At 58.1% G+C, this 14415-nt stretch carries 15 protein-coding genes; 12 read left to right on the top strand and 3 right to left on the bottom strand.

The genetic code is table 11. The features are described 5' to 3' along the window. Nucleotides 1–92: 92 nt before the first annotated feature. The 6 genes from B0B09_RS07970 to B0B09_RS07950 all read left to right on the top strand — a co-directional run bounded on the left by B0B09_RS07970 (nucleotide 93) and on the right by B0B09_RS07950 (nucleotide 5549). The gene (locus B0B09_RS07970; RefSeq protein WP_055294476.1) at nucleotides 93–1625 is read left to right on the top strand and encodes an acyl-CoA carboxylase subunit beta; all 1533 of its coding nucleotides are present in this window, start codon (nucleotides 93–95) and stop codon (nucleotides 1623–1625) included. A 330-nt stretch (nucleotides 1626–1955) separates the two neighbouring features. Continuing rightward, entirely contained in the window at nucleotides 1956–2096 is a 141-nt protein-coding gene (locus B0B09_RS17930; protein ID WP_165689309.1) for a hypothetical protein, read from the top strand. An 86-nt stretch (nucleotides 2097–2182) separates the two neighbouring features. Further along, a complete protein-coding gene (locus tag B0B09_RS07965; RefSeq protein ID WP_207552149.1) occupies nucleotides 2183–2533 on the top strand; it encodes a hypothetical protein in 351 nt (116 codons plus the stop codon). A gap of 340 nt (nucleotides 2534–2873) precedes the next feature. Continuing rightward, nucleotides 2874–3080, top strand: coding sequence for a hypothetical protein (locus B0B09_RS07960; protein WP_055294479.1), 207 nt, complete (start codon nucleotides 2874–2876; stop codon nucleotides 3078–3080). Between the two features lie 98 nt (nucleotides 3081–3178). Next, a complete protein-coding gene (locus B0B09_RS07955) occupies nucleotides 3179–5176 on the top strand; it encodes an acetyl-CoA carboxylase biotin carboxylase subunit (protein WP_076659110.1) in 1998 nt (665 codons plus the stop codon). Nucleotide 5177: 1 nt separating this feature from the next. Continuing rightward, entirely contained in the window at nucleotides 5178–5549 is a 372-nt protein-coding gene (locus B0B09_RS07950; protein WP_076659109.1) for a hypothetical protein, read from the top strand. Between the two features lie 6 nt (nucleotides 5550–5555). On the opposite strand, the gene B0B09_RS07945 is transcribed toward B0B09_RS07950, so the two are convergent. Beyond that, nucleotides 5556–6017, bottom strand: coding sequence for a DUF4174 domain-containing protein (locus B0B09_RS07945; protein WP_076659108.1), 462 nt, complete (start codon nucleotides 6015–6017; stop codon nucleotides 5556–5558). 101 nt (nucleotides 6018–6118) lie between these two features. On the opposite strand from B0B09_RS07945, the gene scpA reads away from it, so the two are divergent. From scpA to B0B09_RS07920, 6 genes are read left to right on the top strand one after another with little or no spacing between them, the layout of a single operon-like run. Beyond that, nucleotides 6119–8245 (top strand): methylmalonyl-CoA mutase, encoded by a 2127-nt coding sequence (gene scpA / locus B0B09_RS07940; protein WP_076659107.1) that lies wholly within the window; start codon nucleotides 6119–6121, stop codon nucleotides 8243–8245. A gap of 9 nt (nucleotides 8246–8254) precedes the next feature. Then, complete coding sequence (locus B0B09_RS07935; protein WP_076659856.1) at nucleotides 8255–8866, top strand: VOC family protein; 612 nt, start codon at nucleotides 8255–8257, stop codon at nucleotides 8864–8866. After that, complete coding sequence (locus tag B0B09_RS17690) at nucleotides 8863–9330, top strand: GNAT family N-acetyltransferase (RefSeq protein WP_110549924.1); 468 nt, start codon at nucleotides 8863–8865, stop codon at nucleotides 9328–9330. Before B0B09_RS07935 ends, B0B09_RS17690 begins: the two co-directional genes overlap by 4 nt. Before the next feature lie 15 nt (nucleotides 9331–9345). Continuing rightward, nucleotides 9346–10026 (top strand): molecular chaperone DjiA, encoded by a 681-nt coding sequence (locus tag B0B09_RS17685; protein WP_055294490.1) that lies wholly within the window; start codon nucleotides 9346–9348, stop codon nucleotides 10024–10026. Beyond that, nucleotides 10023–11021: an endonuclease/exonuclease/phosphatase family protein gene (locus B0B09_RS07925; protein WP_076659106.1), complete on the top strand. Its 999-nt coding sequence runs from the start codon at nucleotides 10023–10025 to the stop codon at nucleotides 11019–11021. Before B0B09_RS17685 ends, B0B09_RS07925 begins: the two co-directional genes overlap by 4 nt. Before the next feature lie 36 nt (nucleotides 11022–11057). After that, complete coding sequence (locus B0B09_RS07920; RefSeq protein WP_076659105.1) at nucleotides 11058–11435, top strand: AAA+ family ATPase; 378 nt, start codon at nucleotides 11058–11060, stop codon at nucleotides 11433–11435. A gap of 7 nt (nucleotides 11436–11442) precedes the next feature. Here the strand turns inward: B0B09_RS07920 and B0B09_RS07915 are convergent, their stop codons facing one another. Beyond that, entirely contained in the window at nucleotides 11443–12534 is a 1092-nt protein-coding gene (locus B0B09_RS07915; RefSeq protein WP_076659104.1) for a PP2C family protein-serine/threonine phosphatase, read from the bottom strand. 306 nt (nucleotides 12535–12840) lie between these two features. Continuing rightward, the gene (locus B0B09_RS07910; protein WP_076659103.1) at nucleotides 12841–14388 is read right to left on the bottom strand and encodes a Ppx/GppA family phosphatase; all 1548 of its coding nucleotides are present in this window, start codon (nucleotides 14386–14388) and stop codon (nucleotides 12841–12843) included. Nucleotides 14389–14415: the final 27 nt, after the last annotated feature.

Raw genomic sequence — 14415 nt, 5'->3', positions numbered from 1 at the left:
AGCAAACAACATTATTTGCAAATATTCCTGAAGTCGCTTCTCGTGCGCGGGGGTGCGGGCTATACAGGCCTGACAATAGGCAGAGGTGTGATCTGATGGATGTTTTGCAGGAACTGGAAACGCGGCGCGAAGCGGCCCGGATGGGCGGCGGCGCAAAGCGGATTGCCGCGCAGCACAGCAAAGGCAAACTGACCGCGCGCGAGCGGATCGAGTTGCTTTTGGATGCGGATTCGTTCGAAGAGTTCGATATGTTCGTAGCCCACCGCTGCACCGATTTCGGCATGGAAAAAGAGCGCCCTGCCGGTGATGGTGTGGTCACAGGCTGGGGCACGATCAACGGGCGCTTGGTCTATGTCTTCAGTCAGGATTTTACCGTCATGGGCGGATCGGTGTCCGAAACGCATGGGCAGAAAATCTGCAAGATCATGGATATGGCGATCCAGAATGGCGCGCCGATCATCGGGATCAACGACAGTGGCGGCGCACGTATCCAAGAGGGTGTGGCCAGCCTTGCTGCCTACGGCGAAGTCTTCCAGCGCAATGTCACGGCCTCGGGTGTTGTCCCGCAGATCAGCCTGATCATGGGGCCAACGGCAGGCGGCGCGGTTTATTCACCTGCGATGACCGACTTTATCTTTATGGTCAAAGACAGCTCTTACATGTTTGTGACGGGCCCCGATGTGGTCAAGACCGTGACCAATGAGCAGGTCACAGCCGAGGAACTGGGCGGCGCCAGCACCCACACCAAGAAATCATCCGTGGCCGATGCGGCCTTTGAAAACGACGTCGAGGCGATTGCCGAGGTGCGCCGGCTGATTGATTTCCTGCCGCTGCATAACCGCGAAAAGCCCCCTGTGCGCCCCTTCTTTGATGACGTGAACCGCATCGAGGAAAGCCTTGATACGCTGGTTCCCGACAACCCGAACATGCCCTACGACATGAAAGAGTTGATCCATAAACTGGCCGACGAGGGCGATTTTTACGAAATTCAGGAAGAGTTCGCCAAGAATATCCTGACCGGATTTATCCGCCTTGAGGGATCAACCGTCGGTGTGGTGGCCAACCAGCCGATGGTGCTTGCGGGCTGTCTTGATATTGACGCCTCACGCAAGGCCGCGCGCTTTGTCCGGTTCTGTGATGCCTTCGATATCCCGATCCTGACCCTCGTCGATGTGCCAGGCTTCCTCCCTGGGACCAGTCAGGAATATGCGGGTGTGATCAAGCACGGTGCCAAGCTCTTGTTTGCCTATGGCGAGGCAACGGTGCCCAAGGTCACCGTGATCACGCGCAAAGCCTATGGCGGGGCCTATGTGGTGATGTCGTCCAAGCACCTGCGCGGTGATTTCAACTACGCATGGCCCACATCCGAGATTGCGGTGATGGGTGCCAAAGGGGCGACCGAGATTATCCACCGTGCCGATGCAGGTGATCCCGAAAAGATCGCCAAGCATACCAAAGACTATGAAGACCGTTTTGCTAATCCGTTTGTCGCCGCCGAAAAGGGTGTCATCGACGAAGTGATCATGCCGCATTCCACGCGCAAGCGGATCTGCCGTGCCTTTGCCTCACTGCGTACCAAGAAGGTCCAGACGCCTTGGAAAAAGCACGACAATATTCCGCTTTGATGTACCGGTGTGATCATAAATCCGCGCAGGGCCTGTCACTGTTTTCTGTCTGTGGCAAAGAACTGCCGACGATTGCTGTGACGCCTGCTGCGTCCGGCTACTATATTTGGAGCTATTTTTGATGTCCGCCCGAAATCTAGACAGGTCAGCGGGACACCGCCGAAGTTCTGAGACTTTGCCGCAACAGCGGGTGCAGTCCGCCTTGGAGGCCTTTGGAAAAAAGGAACTTTTGCCTAATATGTGGGTGCGCGAGACTAAGCTCGCGTGTCCGCAGGGCCAAGGTGACACAGATCGTCAAAAGCCTTGCATGCATAGAGGCAGGCAAAAAGAATGGTACAAGGACTTCTGGCTTTCACGGTGGCAGCGCTCATGGCGCTGGTTGCCGTTTCAGGCAGCCAAGACCGCGCTCCGCAGCAGATCACTTCTGATGTGGCCGCACAGCAGCACGTCAATTACGACGGGCTCTTCTAACGAACATCACTATCGGGGATGGGCCTACGGGCCCATCCGAACCACCTCTCTGAAAATGGGAGGTGCCCATGGCTAATCTTCCATACATGGATAAACACCGCGGGTTTCCGGGGCGTTTGCCGGGAACGGATTTCCAGTTCACCTTGCGCCGCGCCAACAAGGATGGGGCGACCGCGTTAAGCGAGCGCATCCGTTATCCGGACCGCCGTCCGGCAGACCGCCGTGCCGATGCCGGTTTTATGCAGGCACTTTGGGAAAACTTCGGCGAAGAACCCTTCGTGCGCGGCAATCTGGATGCAGGCCGACTAAGCTGGCTTTTCGGGCGGGAAGTCATCCCTGCCGAGGACCCGTTTGACCCCGCCAGCTATGAGGCGATGTTGCGGATCGACGTCAAAGTTGCGCGCCAGAATTTCCCTGAAATTTTCGGGGATGAATGATGATTTTTGCCAGTGTGAACAGAAAGTTAACGAGGCAATCTAGGCGGGAAATCGCTCAATTTCGCGTTGCGTTTCAACAAGGGTATTCAGGGTCGGGATATTACGGCACGGTAGGAAATGTAGCAGGACGAAACAATGCGGTTTCTGCTGCAGATTCTCTATACCGTTACCCTTCCCCTCATCGGCCTGCTTACTCACCAGGCAGGCCGATAACGGAAATCCGCCTGTCCGCACGGAAAAATAGGCGTGATATTGGATATCACGGGGAAATCGCTATTCATCGTGGCGCAGATTGCACCAATTGTGGGGCGGTCGACATAACAACGATAGGCTTAAGATTATGCAGAAGACATCAATCATCCTTGCGACAGTGGCAGTATTTGGTTTGGCAGGTTGCCTCGATAACGACGCAGAGCGCGGTGTCGCTGGCGCGGCAGGTGGTCTCGTGGCTGCCGAGGTGCTTGGCACAGACCGCACAGGAACAATGCTCGCTGGTGCCGCCGTTGGCGTATTGTGCGACGACGCAGGCGTCCGCGCCTGCCGCTAAGGTAAATCACCGCGCCCGTCTGGGGCGTGCAATAAAAAGAAGCCGTCGTCGGGGTGTGCCCCCGATGGCGGTTTTTTCGTTTTTGGGGACGTAAAATAATGTTCAAGAAAATTCTCATCGCCAACCGTGGTGAAATCGCCTGCCGCGTGATCAAGACCGCCCGCAAGATGGGTATTAAGACCGTCGCGATCTATTCGGATGCGGACCGCAACGCGCTGCACGTGAAGATGGCGGATGAGGCGGTACACATTGGTCCGCCCCCTGCGAACCAGTCCTACATCGTCATCGACAAGGTGATGGATGCGATCAAGCAGACCGGTGCAGAAGCCGTACACCCCGGTTACGGCTTTCTGTCCGAGAACTCCAAATTCGCAGAGGCGCTTGAAGCCGCAGGCGTTGCCTTTATCGGCCCACCCAAAGGTGCGATCGAGGCCATGGGCGACAAGATTACCTCCAAGAAGCTGGCACAAGAGGCCAATGTCTCGACGGTGCCGGGGTACATGGGGCTGATTGCGGATGCCGATGAGGCGGTGAAGATTTCCAATGAGGTCGGCTATCCGGTGATGATCAAAGCCTCGGCCGGTGGGGGCGGCAAAGGGATGCGCATCGCGTGGAATGACGCAGAGGCGCGCGAAGGGTTCCAGTCGTCCAAGAACGAAGCCGCCAACAGCTTTGGCGACGACCGTATTTTCATCGAAAAATTTGTCACCCAACCCCGCCACATCGAAATTCAGGTGCTTTGCGACGGGCACGGCAACGCGGTCTATCTGCACGAACGCGAATGTTCGATCCAGCGCCGCAACCAGAAAGTCATCGAAGAGGCGCCGAGCCCGTTCCTTGACGAAGTCACGCGCAAGGCGATGGGCGAACAATCCGTCGCCTTGGCACAGGCGGTGGGCTACACCAGCGCAGGCACGGTTGAATTCATCGTTGATGGCGACCGGAACTTTTACTTCCTCGAAATGAACACCCGTTTGCAGGTGGAACACCCTGTGACCGAGTTGATTACGGGCATCGACCTTGTCGAACAGATGATCCGCGTTGCGGCAGGTGAAAAGCTGCCGTTCCAGCAGTCGGACCTCAAGATCAACGGCTGGGCGATGGAAAGCCGCCTTTATGCCGAAGACCCCTATCGCGGGTTCCTGCCGTCGATCGGGCGTCTGACCCGCTATCGCCCGCCTGCGGAGGAAGCGACGCCGACACGTGCGGTTCGCAACGACACCGGTGTGTTCGAGGGCGGCGAGATCAGCATGTATTACGACCCGATGATCGCAAAGCTTTGCACATGGGCGCCCGACCGCGCCACCGCGATTGAGGAAATGCGGCTGGCGCTGGACGGGTTTGAGCTTGAAGGGATCGGGCATAACCTGCCATTTTTGGCGGCGGTTTATGACCACCCTAAATTCATCAGCGGTCAGATGACCACGGCGTTTATCGAGGAAGAATACCCCGATGGCTTCGCAGGGGTGACCCTTGGCAAGACCGACTGCGAACGCGTCGCCGCCGCCGCCGCCGCGATGCACCGCGTTGCCGAAATTCGCCGCACACGCATTTCGGGACGAATGGACAACCATGAACGCCATGTCGGCGAAGACTGGGTTGTGAGCCTGCAAGGGGAGTCCCGCAATGTCATGATCAGCGCCGATAAAACCGGTGCGGATGTTGCGATCGGTGACAAATCACTGCGTGTCGAAAGCGATTGGACACCGGGTGATCCGTTGGCGCGTCTGATGGTAGATGGTGCGCCACTGGTTCTGAAGATCGGCAAGATCTCGGGTGGTTTCCGCGTGCGCTATCGTGGTGCGGACATCAAAGTACATGTGCGCACACCGCGTCAGGCGGAATTGGCGGCATTGATGCCTGAAAAGGTGGCCCCCGATACGTCGAAATACCTGCTTTGCCCGATGCCGGGGCTGATCGTGAAAATCGATGTGGCCGAAGGTGATGAAGTGCAGGAAGGCCAAGCTCTTTGCACCGTAGAGGCGATGAAGATGGAAAACATCCTGCGCGCTGAACGCAAGGGCACCGTCAAGGCGATCAAGGCCGGTGCTGGCGATAGCCTTGCCGTCGACGAAGTGATCATGGAGTTCGAATAGTTTGCAAGAGTGGCTGGCATATCTGGCAGCCTTCGGGATCGCCCTTGCCTCTGCCGCTGGCGGCTATTTCGTCGGTTTCGGCGTTGTGATGTCCAATAGCGGCTTTGACATGGCAGGCTTCTTTGCCGTCGTCATCCTGATGCCTTTGGCCGTGGCGCTCGCTGTTTTTGTGGTCAGCTTTGCTGCGTTTTCTGACCGGTGGCTTGGCTGGACAAACAGCGTGATTGCGGCGGCCTTTACAGGCATCACGGCGCTGGTGTGCTTCACGTTGATTATCCAGGACGTGCTGAATGAGGTTCCAGCCGTGATCCTGTTGGTCCTGATACTGTTTTTCGGAGGGCGCTATTTAGTCAAGCGCGCATCCTTTGACTGAGCGGGACTACGGCTGGACCATGCGCCGGTCTGCAATCTCTTGCTGGCGCAGGGGCATTTTGTCGATCGAGCGGGACAATTCGCGCACATCATACGGTTCGGGTTTGCGCAGGGCGACACGCCCGTCTTTGCCGACCAGCGCCATCATGTATCCACGCGGCCGCAGTGTTGTCCGCACATCCGACATTTCATCGGGATCAGTATCGGTAATGATGATCACGTCACGTTCCACCAACCGGTCAATGTCCGCCATCAGCAGATCGAATTGCTGGCGAAACCGTGGGTCGTTGGGTGTGTCTGCAAAAACGACCAGTGGCCGCAGGACCCATTTCAGTTCTTCAAGGTCGATTTCGCTGCCGTCAAAGACGGTTGTGGGCATCTCTTCCCAGCGTTCAAGAACAGTTTTTTCCTGTGCCACTGCGGGTGATGTCAGCAGTGCGGCGAGAGCGATGTTGATCAGTAACTTCATAAACTTGGATATAGAGGCGCTTGCGCCAAAAGCTAAGGGGCAACTGCATTTTGCAACAAACAAATGCGTGTCCGCCACCAGAAATACCGCCGGAGGTCACAATGTCTGACAAGAAAAAATGGGAAGAAATTGCCCGCAAAGAGCTGCGTGGCAAGCCTTTGGAAGGCCTGACGTGGGACACGCTGGAGGGCATCCCCGTCCAGCCGCTCTATACCGCAGAGGATGTGGACGGATTGCCGCATATGGGTGGCATCCCGGGGCAGGCCCCGTTTACCCGCGGGGTGAAGGCCACGATGTACGCAGGCCGCCCCTGGACCATCCGGCAATATGCGGGGTTTTCCACGGCAGAGGAATCCAACGCCTTCTATCGCAAGGCTCTGGCGGCAGGACAGCAGGGCGTGTCGGTGGCCTTCGATCTGGCGACCCACCGTGGCTATGACAGCGACCACCCCCGCGTTGAGGGCGACGTCGGTAAGGCCGGTGTGGCGATTGACAGTGTCGAGGACATGAAGATTCTCTTTGACGGGATTCCGCTTGATCAGGTCAGCGTGTCGATGACGATGAACGGCGCGGTTATCCCGATCCTCGCTAACTTCATCGTGGCTGGAGAAGAGCAGGGGCATCCCCGCAACGTGCTGTCGGGCACCATTCAGAACGACATTCTGAAGGAATTCATGGTGCGCAATACTTACGTTTATCCGCCCGAACCGTCGATGCGGATCATTGCGGATATCATTGAATACACCACAAAAGAGATGCCGAAATTCAATTCAATCTCGATCTCTGGCTATCACATGCAAGAGGCAGGGGCGAACCTTGTACAAGAGCTGGCCTATACGCTGGCCGACGGGCGCGAATACGTGCGCACCGCCATCGCGCGCGGCATGGATGTGGATCAGTTTGCCGGACGCCTCAGCTTTTTCTTTGCCATTGGCATGAACTTCTTCATGGAGGCCGCCAAGCTGCGCGCCGCGCGCCTGCTATGGTCGCGGATCATGGCCGAGTTTGAGCCCAAGGACCCCAAGTCCTCGATGTTGCGGACCCACTGCCAGACCTCGGGCGTGTCGTTGCAGGAACAGGACCCGTATAACAACGTGATCCGCACCGCCTATGAGGCGATGAGCGCGGTTTTGGGCGGCACACAGTCGCTGCACACGAACGCGCTGGATGAGGCGATTGCCCTGCCCACCGAGTTCAGCGCGCGCATCGCCCGCAATACCCAGCTGATCCTGCAAGAGGAAACAGGGGTCACCAATGTCGTCGATCCGCTGGCGGGCTCATATTACGTCGAAAAGCTGACCCATGATCTTGCGGAACAGGCCTGGAAGCTGATCGAAGAGGTCGAAGAAATGGGCGGCATGACAAAGGCCGTGGCCTCGGGCATGCCCAAGCTGCGGATCGAGGAAACTGCAGCGCGGCGTCAGGCTGGCATTGATCGCGGGACCGAGGTGGTCGTGGGCGTCAACAAGTACCGCAAGGACAACGAAGACCCCATCGACATTCTGGATATCGACAATGAGGCGGTGCGCCTGTCGCAGATCGCACGGATCGAGGCCACGAAAGCCGCCCGTGACGAAGCGGCATGCGCGGCCGCCCTTACCGAAATCACCCGCCGCGCCCATGAAGGCGGCAACTTGCTCGAAGCCGCGGTCGATGCATCACGCGCCCGCGCCACAGTCGGAGAGATCAGCATGGCCATGGAAAAAGCATTCGGACGGCACCGCGCCGAGGTGAAGACATTGGCGGGCGTTTACGGCGCAGCCTATGAGGGCGACGCAGGCTTTGCTGCTATTCAGGAAAGCGTCGAAAAATTCGCCGAAGAAGAGGGACGCCGCCCGCGTATGCTGGTCGTCAAGATGGGGCAGGACGGGCATGACCGCGGGGCCAAGGTGATCGCCACGGCCTTTGCCGATATCGGCTTTGACGTGGACGTGGGCCCGCTGTTCCAGACCCCTGCCGAGGCTGCACAGGATGCCATCGACAACGATGTGCATGTGATCGGGATTTCGTCACAGGCGGCGGGCCACAAGACTCTCGCACCCAAACTGGTGCAGGCGCTGAAAGATGCGGGTGCGGATGATATTATTGTCATCTGCGGCGGCGTGATCCCGCAGCAGGACTATCAGTTCCTTTATGATAGCGGCGTGAAGGCGATCTTTGGACCAGGCACAAATATTCCCAAGGCGGCTGCGGATATTCTGGACCTGATCCGCAGTGCGCGCACATAGGAGCGGATGATGATCAAACTGGACCATCTTGCCGTCGCCTGTACCGACCTTGCCGAAGGCACGGCGTGGGTCGAAGAACAATTGGGCGTGACCCTGCAACCCGGCGGGCAACATCCCCGTTACGGCACTTACAATACGTTGCTTGGTTTGGCCGATGGGCTCTATTTCGAGGTGATTGCGAAAGAACCCGGCGCCGTGCCCGAGGCGGGCCATGCGTGGTTCGGGCTGGATGAATTTACCGGCCCGCCGCGCCTTGCAAACTGGATTTGCCAGACCGATGATCTTGCGGGGGCCTTGGCCAAAGCACCTGCAGCGGCGGGCAGCGCGCGCGCGTTGACGCGGGGCGATTTGCAGTGGCAAATCACTGTGCCCGACGATGGCAGCCTGCCGTATCAGGGGGCCTTTCCGACGTTGATTGAATGGGGCGCCGGCATGCAGCATCCCAGCGCACGGCTGACGCCAAGCGGTGTGCGGTTGCGCAAATTGGAGGTCAGCCACCCTGATGCGTCCGACCTGATGCAAATGATGGATCTTGCCGACAGCCGCGTCGAAATGGTCACGGGGCCGTTCGGGTTGCGGGCGACCTTTGACACCCCCAGCGGGGTCAGGACGCTGGCATGATCCGCGCCGCGACCCGGGCGGATGCACCACAGATCGCGGTAATCTGGAACCATGCGATCCGCGAAACGACCATTACGTTCAATCCGGTCGAAAAATCTGATGGGGAAGTGGCGGATCTGACGGCGCAGGATTGTCTGGTCTGGGAGGTGGATGGCCGCGTTCTGGGCTTTGCGCGGTATTTTCCGTTTCGGGGTGGCGAAGGCTATCGTTTCACGGTCGAGCACACGATTATGCTGCATCAGGACGCGCACGGACAGGGCGGTGGACGGCAGTTGATGGCGGCACTTTGCGCCCAAGCCGCGGCGGCAGGCAAGCACAGCATGTTCGCCGGATGCAGCGCCGAAAACGCTGGTGCAGTCGCCTTTCATGCCCGTATGGGGTTCGCAGAGGTTGCAAGATTGCCCGAAGTGGGGTTCAAGTTCGGGCGTTGGATTGATTTAGTCCTGATGCAAAAACGCCTGTAAAAAGGACCGTACTTTATGTCGATTTGGTCCCGCATGGCCGAAGCAATCGCTGCACTCGCCAAAGGTGAGGGGCTGTCGGCTGTCTTCGAGAAACTGCGTGCGTCACCGGATCGGACCGTGGCCTTTGCGATCGCCGTGATTGCGCTGGGCGCAAAGATGGCCAAGGCTGACGGGCAGGTGACCAAGGATGAGGTCGTGGCCTTCCGCGAGGTTTTCGTGATCCCGGCTGCGGAAGAGGCGAACGCGGCGCGTGTCTTCAACCTCGCACGTCAGGACGTAGCGGGCTACGATATCTATGCGCGCCGCATCAAGGCCATGTATGGCGATGATGTGCGCCCGCTGCGCGACCTGCTGGAGGGGCTGTTTCACATCGCCTTGGCCGACGGTCTGTATCACCCCAAAGAAGACGATTTCCTGCAAAATGTCGCTACGATTTTCGGATTTGACGAGCGCCGCTTCCGCAGCATCCGCGCCCAGTTTGTGGATGAAGCCGAGCGCGATCCCTACGATGTGCTGGGGGTGGACCCCACGGCGTCAAAGCACGAGATCCGCGCGGCGTGGCGCAAACTGGTGCGCGACACCCATCCGGACCAGATGATGGCGCGCGGCGTGCCCGAAGAGGCGGTGAAGCTTGCGGAACGGCGGATGGTGGCAATCAACCGCGCCTGGGAAGAGATCCAGGGGAACCACGCGTGAGGATCGCGACCTACAATGTGGAATGGTTCAACAGCCTTTTTGACCGCCATGACAGGCTGATTGACGACGGCACATGGTCGGCACGCTGGGATGTCACCAAGGCCGAACAGACCGCCGGATTGGGCGTCGTCTTTGCCGCGATGGACGCGGATGCGGTCATGATCATTGAGGCCCCTGATTCAAGCAACCGTCGCGATGCGCGGGTGGCGCTGGAGAATTTCGCCGCACGTTTCGGTCTGCGCGCGCGTGAGGCGGTGACGGGGTTTACCAACGACACGCAGCAGGAAATCGCACTGCTTTTTGACCCTGATGTTGTCTCTGCACGCCATGACCCGCAAAGCGATGCATCCGTGCCGCGGTTTGACGGGGAATTCCGGATGGATGTCGATGTGGACGCCCATCCTGACCCGATTGTCTGGTCCAAACCGCCGCTTGAAATCGCAATGACAACTGCAAACGGGCCGCTGCGCCTGATCGGGGTGCACGCGAAGTCAAAAGCCCCGCATGGTGCGCGGAATGCGGCAGAGGCCACGCGTATTTCGATCCAGAACCGCCGCAAACAACTGGCGCAATGTGTCTGGCTGCGCAAACGCGTGGAACAGCATCTGGCGGCTGGTGACGACCTGATCGTGCTGGGGGATTTCAATGACGGTCCGGGGCTTGACGAGTATGAAAAACTCTTCGGCCGTTCAGGGGTCGAGATTGTCTTGGGCGAGAATGGCGAAACGCGGCTTTTCGATCCGCACGCGCAGATCGTGTTGGGCCGCAGGATCGGGGCGGCGCCGGTCACGGCACGGTTCAAACGCAAAGGGCAGCCGTATCTGCAGGCCCTGCTTGATTACATCATGGTGTCACCAAGTTTGACTGCGAAATCGCCAAGTTGGCAGATCTGGCACCCTTTCGATCATCCCGATTGCTATGCGGATGACGCAGTTCGCGAAGCGCTCCTGATGGCGTCAGATCACTTCCCGGTCGTGCTTGATATTGATTTGTGATTTGTAATCGTACCCCGGCATTCCTATTTTCGCGGTATGAAACAGATTCTCGCACTCACGGTCGCCGCGGCGCTTTTGTGCGCGCCTGCCATGGCAGAGGATGCACCCGAAAGCGACATGGGCGAAGGTCTCGACCTCATAGAAGAGGGCGCACGGATGCTGATGCGCGGCTTGATGTCAGAGATGGAGCCTGCGCTGGATGCGCTTCGGGATAACGTTGAACAAATGGGGCCCGCCTTGGGTGAATTTGTCCAATCGGTCGGTCCGGCGTTCGGCGCACTGCTCGAACGGATTGACGATCTTCGTTATTATGAAGCGCCCGAAATCTTGCCTAATGGCGATATCATCATGCGCCGCAGCCCGGACGCCCCTGCATGGGAGCCCGAGCCGGACACAACTGAAATAGAGCTTTAGTGGGCGCCTAGTCGTTTGAGGTACGGCGGCGATACCAGCTTGTGTTGCCGTGCGATTTGCTCGGTGCGACCGCTGCGCCGGTTTCCGATGACGCCGCTGTCTGTTTGAAATCCAGCGTTTGCGATGTAACCAGACGGATTACGCGCTTTTGGGGAATGTCGATCGGGTCTATCTCTGCGTGCGTCCTTGGCGCGAGATTGGTGGCAACAGTCTCTAAGATCGGGGTTTTCGTCATGGCTAGGTCGGGACGCCGGTAAAACGCCGCACTTTCCAAGTCGTCCGTTTCGGACTGGTCAACCTGCTGGCTTGCGCCAAGCTTGATCACAGTGAATGCGGTATTGTCCTGATCAGGGTCTGCAAGGTCGTCCAATGCGGCCATCAAAGCGTGTGAAATATTCATGCTTGGCTTTGTGTGTGTTTCTTGCAGGATCGCGGCAATCGCGTCGTTCGACAAAAACTGGAGCCCGTCCGTTGCAGCAATGATGATATCGCCCGTCCGCACTGTTTTGGGCGCGTCCGGACAGTCAATCTTGGCGATAGCGTGACCGGCAATCGCGGAGGTCAGCGTATTGCGGTCGGGGTGGTCGCGGCCCATTTCTTCCGACATCGCGCCGACCTTGACCATCATGTCAATTTGCGGTGCCATCGAGTGATCCTGGTTCAATTGGGTCAAGACACCATCACGGAACAGATAAAGCGGGGAGTCGCCGACCGATACCCAGTAAAGCTCATTCCCGCGAATAACGGTCGCCAAGAGCGTGGCGCCCATGCCGTATGAGTCAGGGCGCTCATCGACATACTGGCTGATGCGGTCGTTGGCAGCGGTCGCTGTCATGTGAAGAATGCTGGAAATATCGGTGATGCGTTTGCTCAGCAGCATTTCGTTCATCTTGATCTGGCTAAACACCTCGGACATCACCAGCGCACTGGCCACATCACCGCACATATGCCCGCCCATGCCATCGGCGAGTACTGCAAAACCGGTTTCTTGCCCTTGGGGAAAACTGGCGATCAGACTGTCTTCTTGATAGTCCCGTTCGCCTTTTGTTGCTGCCGTTGCAACATCAAATCTGATTGCTTCGTCTACCACGTTTACCATCCAAAATCACATATCTGCCAACACGGCAGAATTTTACAAACACAGGTTAGAGCCATCTGTGACCCTCGCCTTTATCAATCATGCCACAAAAGTGAATGAAATGCGGCAAAAATCCGTCTTTTGAGTGTCTAAATGGGAATTATTAATTTCCAGTTAACTTATGTGCCAAAAAAACTGCATTTTCTGGAAACAGTCCTTATTTTATTTAGTTACTGTTCATATCAAGTATGGTGATTGCGACTGCTATGTGCCCTTGGGTCAGCTTGATGGTGGAATCATAGCGGTGCTTTACGCATCCCGCTCCGGTCACTTGGTGAATTCTACGGTACTGGTCGCATCCATCGCAGTAGCCAATGCCGCAAACCGGACTTGTGCAACTTCGCCAAAGAGTGGTCGGGCGTGCTCGGTCAGGCTCAATTTCAGTTCGCGTTTCTGCGGCTTCCACTTCAAAGTGCCGGGCTTTTCATCGGCGGTCAGCCAGAGCATGGCGCCAAGGCGCATTGCTTTGCCCAGTATTTCGGCTTCTTTGATCTGGCTCTCATCAAGCATCGCGAAAAGCGGCGTGAACCGCGAATTCGCCGTCTTGCTGGTGTAGCGGTTCATCAGCGCAAGCCCGAGGAACACGCGCTCATAATGCTTCAACCCGCCCAGATTGGCGCGTGTGGCGTTGTCGAATGTGACTTCGGCACGGTAGTCGGGGTGCGCGCGCCAGCTGACATCATGCAGCAGGCAGGCCGCTTTGATAATCCGTTTGCGCTGCCAGTTCGCGCGTGGAAACAAAGGTTTGATGAATTCGTACAGGACCCGCCCGAACCCTGGCAGGCGGGCGTCTTTTGCTTCGACAAAGCGGCAGGCCTCGATCAGCGGGTCGCGTTCGCGCAACGCACGGGGCATCTGCTCATAAAGCATCCCTTCGCGGATCCCGTACGATGAGATCGCCACATCCTTGGGCTTAAAGGTGCGCATCAGTTCTTTGAGGACAATTGTCGCCAGAGGGACCAGTGTCATGCGGCTGTCCGAGATATTGCAACGTCCCCGCAGCTCGTTCAGGTCGGACCCACGGATATATTCGGCAGTCTTGCTGATCTGCCGCGCGCTCATGCGGTATTCGTGCAGTACCGTCAGCGGATAGCCCCGCCGTTCCATATCGACCCGTGCAATGGCCCGCCAGGACCCGCCAACCAGAAACAGGCGCATCCCCGTGGCGTTGCCCATCTGGTCATGCAACTGCGCCATGGTTTCGCGTACGTATGCTTTGACCGCTTTACGCCCGCCTTTGATTTCGCGCAGCTTCAGCGGCCCCAGTGCCGAGGTCAGGCGATTGCCCACGCGGCCATCCGCCAGATCAGCAAGCTCCATCGAAGACCCGCCGATATCGCAAACAAGACCATAGCTGCCGGGCCAGCCCAGCAATACGCCTTGCGCCGACAGGCGCGCCTCTTCCTGTCCGTCGATGATCCAGAGCTTGATGCCCGTTTCGCGCAGGACATCTTCCTGGAATTCCTTGCCGTCGCTGGCTTCGCGGACTGCTGCCGTGGCCACGGCTGTCAGAGGGGGGATACCCATCCCTTCGGCCAGTGCTGCAAAACGGCGGATCGCCGACAGCGCCCGCACGCGGCCTTCGGGGTTCAGGTGCCCTGTCTGGGACAGGCCCGCACCCAGCGCGCACATGATTTTTTCGTTGTAGAAATAAGCGGGCGAGCGAGCCGCACCATCAAACACGACAAGACGAACCGAGTTCGAGCCCACGTCAATCACACCCACGCGGCTAAGGCGTTTGGCGGCAGCATCCTCAAACAGAGGACGCCCGAACGGCCCCCAGTCGATTGTTTCCTCGGCAGGCGCTTGTGTCATCGGAACCCTCGGTCTTCATCCCCAGGG

It is taken from the genome of Yoonia rosea, assembly GCF_900156505.1.
Taxonomy (GTDB): domain Bacteria; phylum Pseudomonadota; class Alphaproteobacteria; order Rhodobacterales; family Rhodobacteraceae; genus Yoonia; species Yoonia rosea.
Note: the sequence above shows the minus strand (reverse complement) of the source record. Positions and strands in the feature narration are given on the sequence as shown.

Bases quoted from the DNA above. Each gene is read 5' to 3' on its own strand.
- B0B09_RS17930 (WP_165689309.1), top strand. From the start codon at position 1,956: ATGGTACAAGGACTTCTGGCTTTCACGGTGGCAGCGCTCATGGCGCTG.
- B0B09_RS07965 (WP_207552149.1), top strand. From the start codon at position 2,183: ATGGATAAACACCGCGGGTTTCCGGGGCGTTTGCCGGGAACGGATTTC.
- B0B09_RS07960 (WP_055294479.1), top strand. From the start codon at position 2,874: ATGCAGAAGACATCAATCATCCTTGCGACAGTGGCAGTATTTGGTTTG.
- B0B09_RS07955 (WP_076659110.1), top strand. From the start codon at position 3,179: ATGTTCAAGAAAATTCTCATCGCCAACCGTGGTGAAATCGCCTGCCGC.
- B0B09_RS07945 (WP_076659108.1), bottom strand. From the start codon at position 6,017: ATGAAGTTACTGATCAACATCGCTCTCGCCGCACTGCTGACATCACCC.
- scpA (WP_076659107.1), top strand. From the start codon at position 6,119: ATGTCTGACAAGAAAAAATGGGAAGAAATTGCCCGCAAAGAGCTGCGT.
- B0B09_RS07935 (WP_076659856.1), top strand. From the start codon at position 8,255: ATGATCAAACTGGACCATCTTGCCGTCGCCTGTACCGACCTTGCCGAA.
- B0B09_RS17690 (WP_110549924.1), top strand. From the start codon at position 8,863: ATGATCCGCGCCGCGACCCGGGCGGATGCACCACAGATCGCGGTAATC.
- B0B09_RS17685 (WP_055294490.1), top strand. From the start codon at position 9,346: ATGTCGATTTGGTCCCGCATGGCCGAAGCAATCGCTGCACTCGCCAAA.
- B0B09_RS07920 (WP_076659105.1), top strand. From the start codon at position 11,058: ATGAAACAGATTCTCGCACTCACGGTCGCCGCGGCGCTTTTGTGCGCG.
- B0B09_RS07915 (WP_076659104.1), bottom strand. From the start codon at position 12,534: ATGGTAAACGTGGTAGACGAAGCAATCAGATTTGATGTTGCAACGGCA.
- B0B09_RS07910 (WP_076659103.1), bottom strand. From the start codon at position 14,388: ATGACACAAGCGCCTGCCGAGGAAACAATCGACTGGGGGCCGTTCGGG.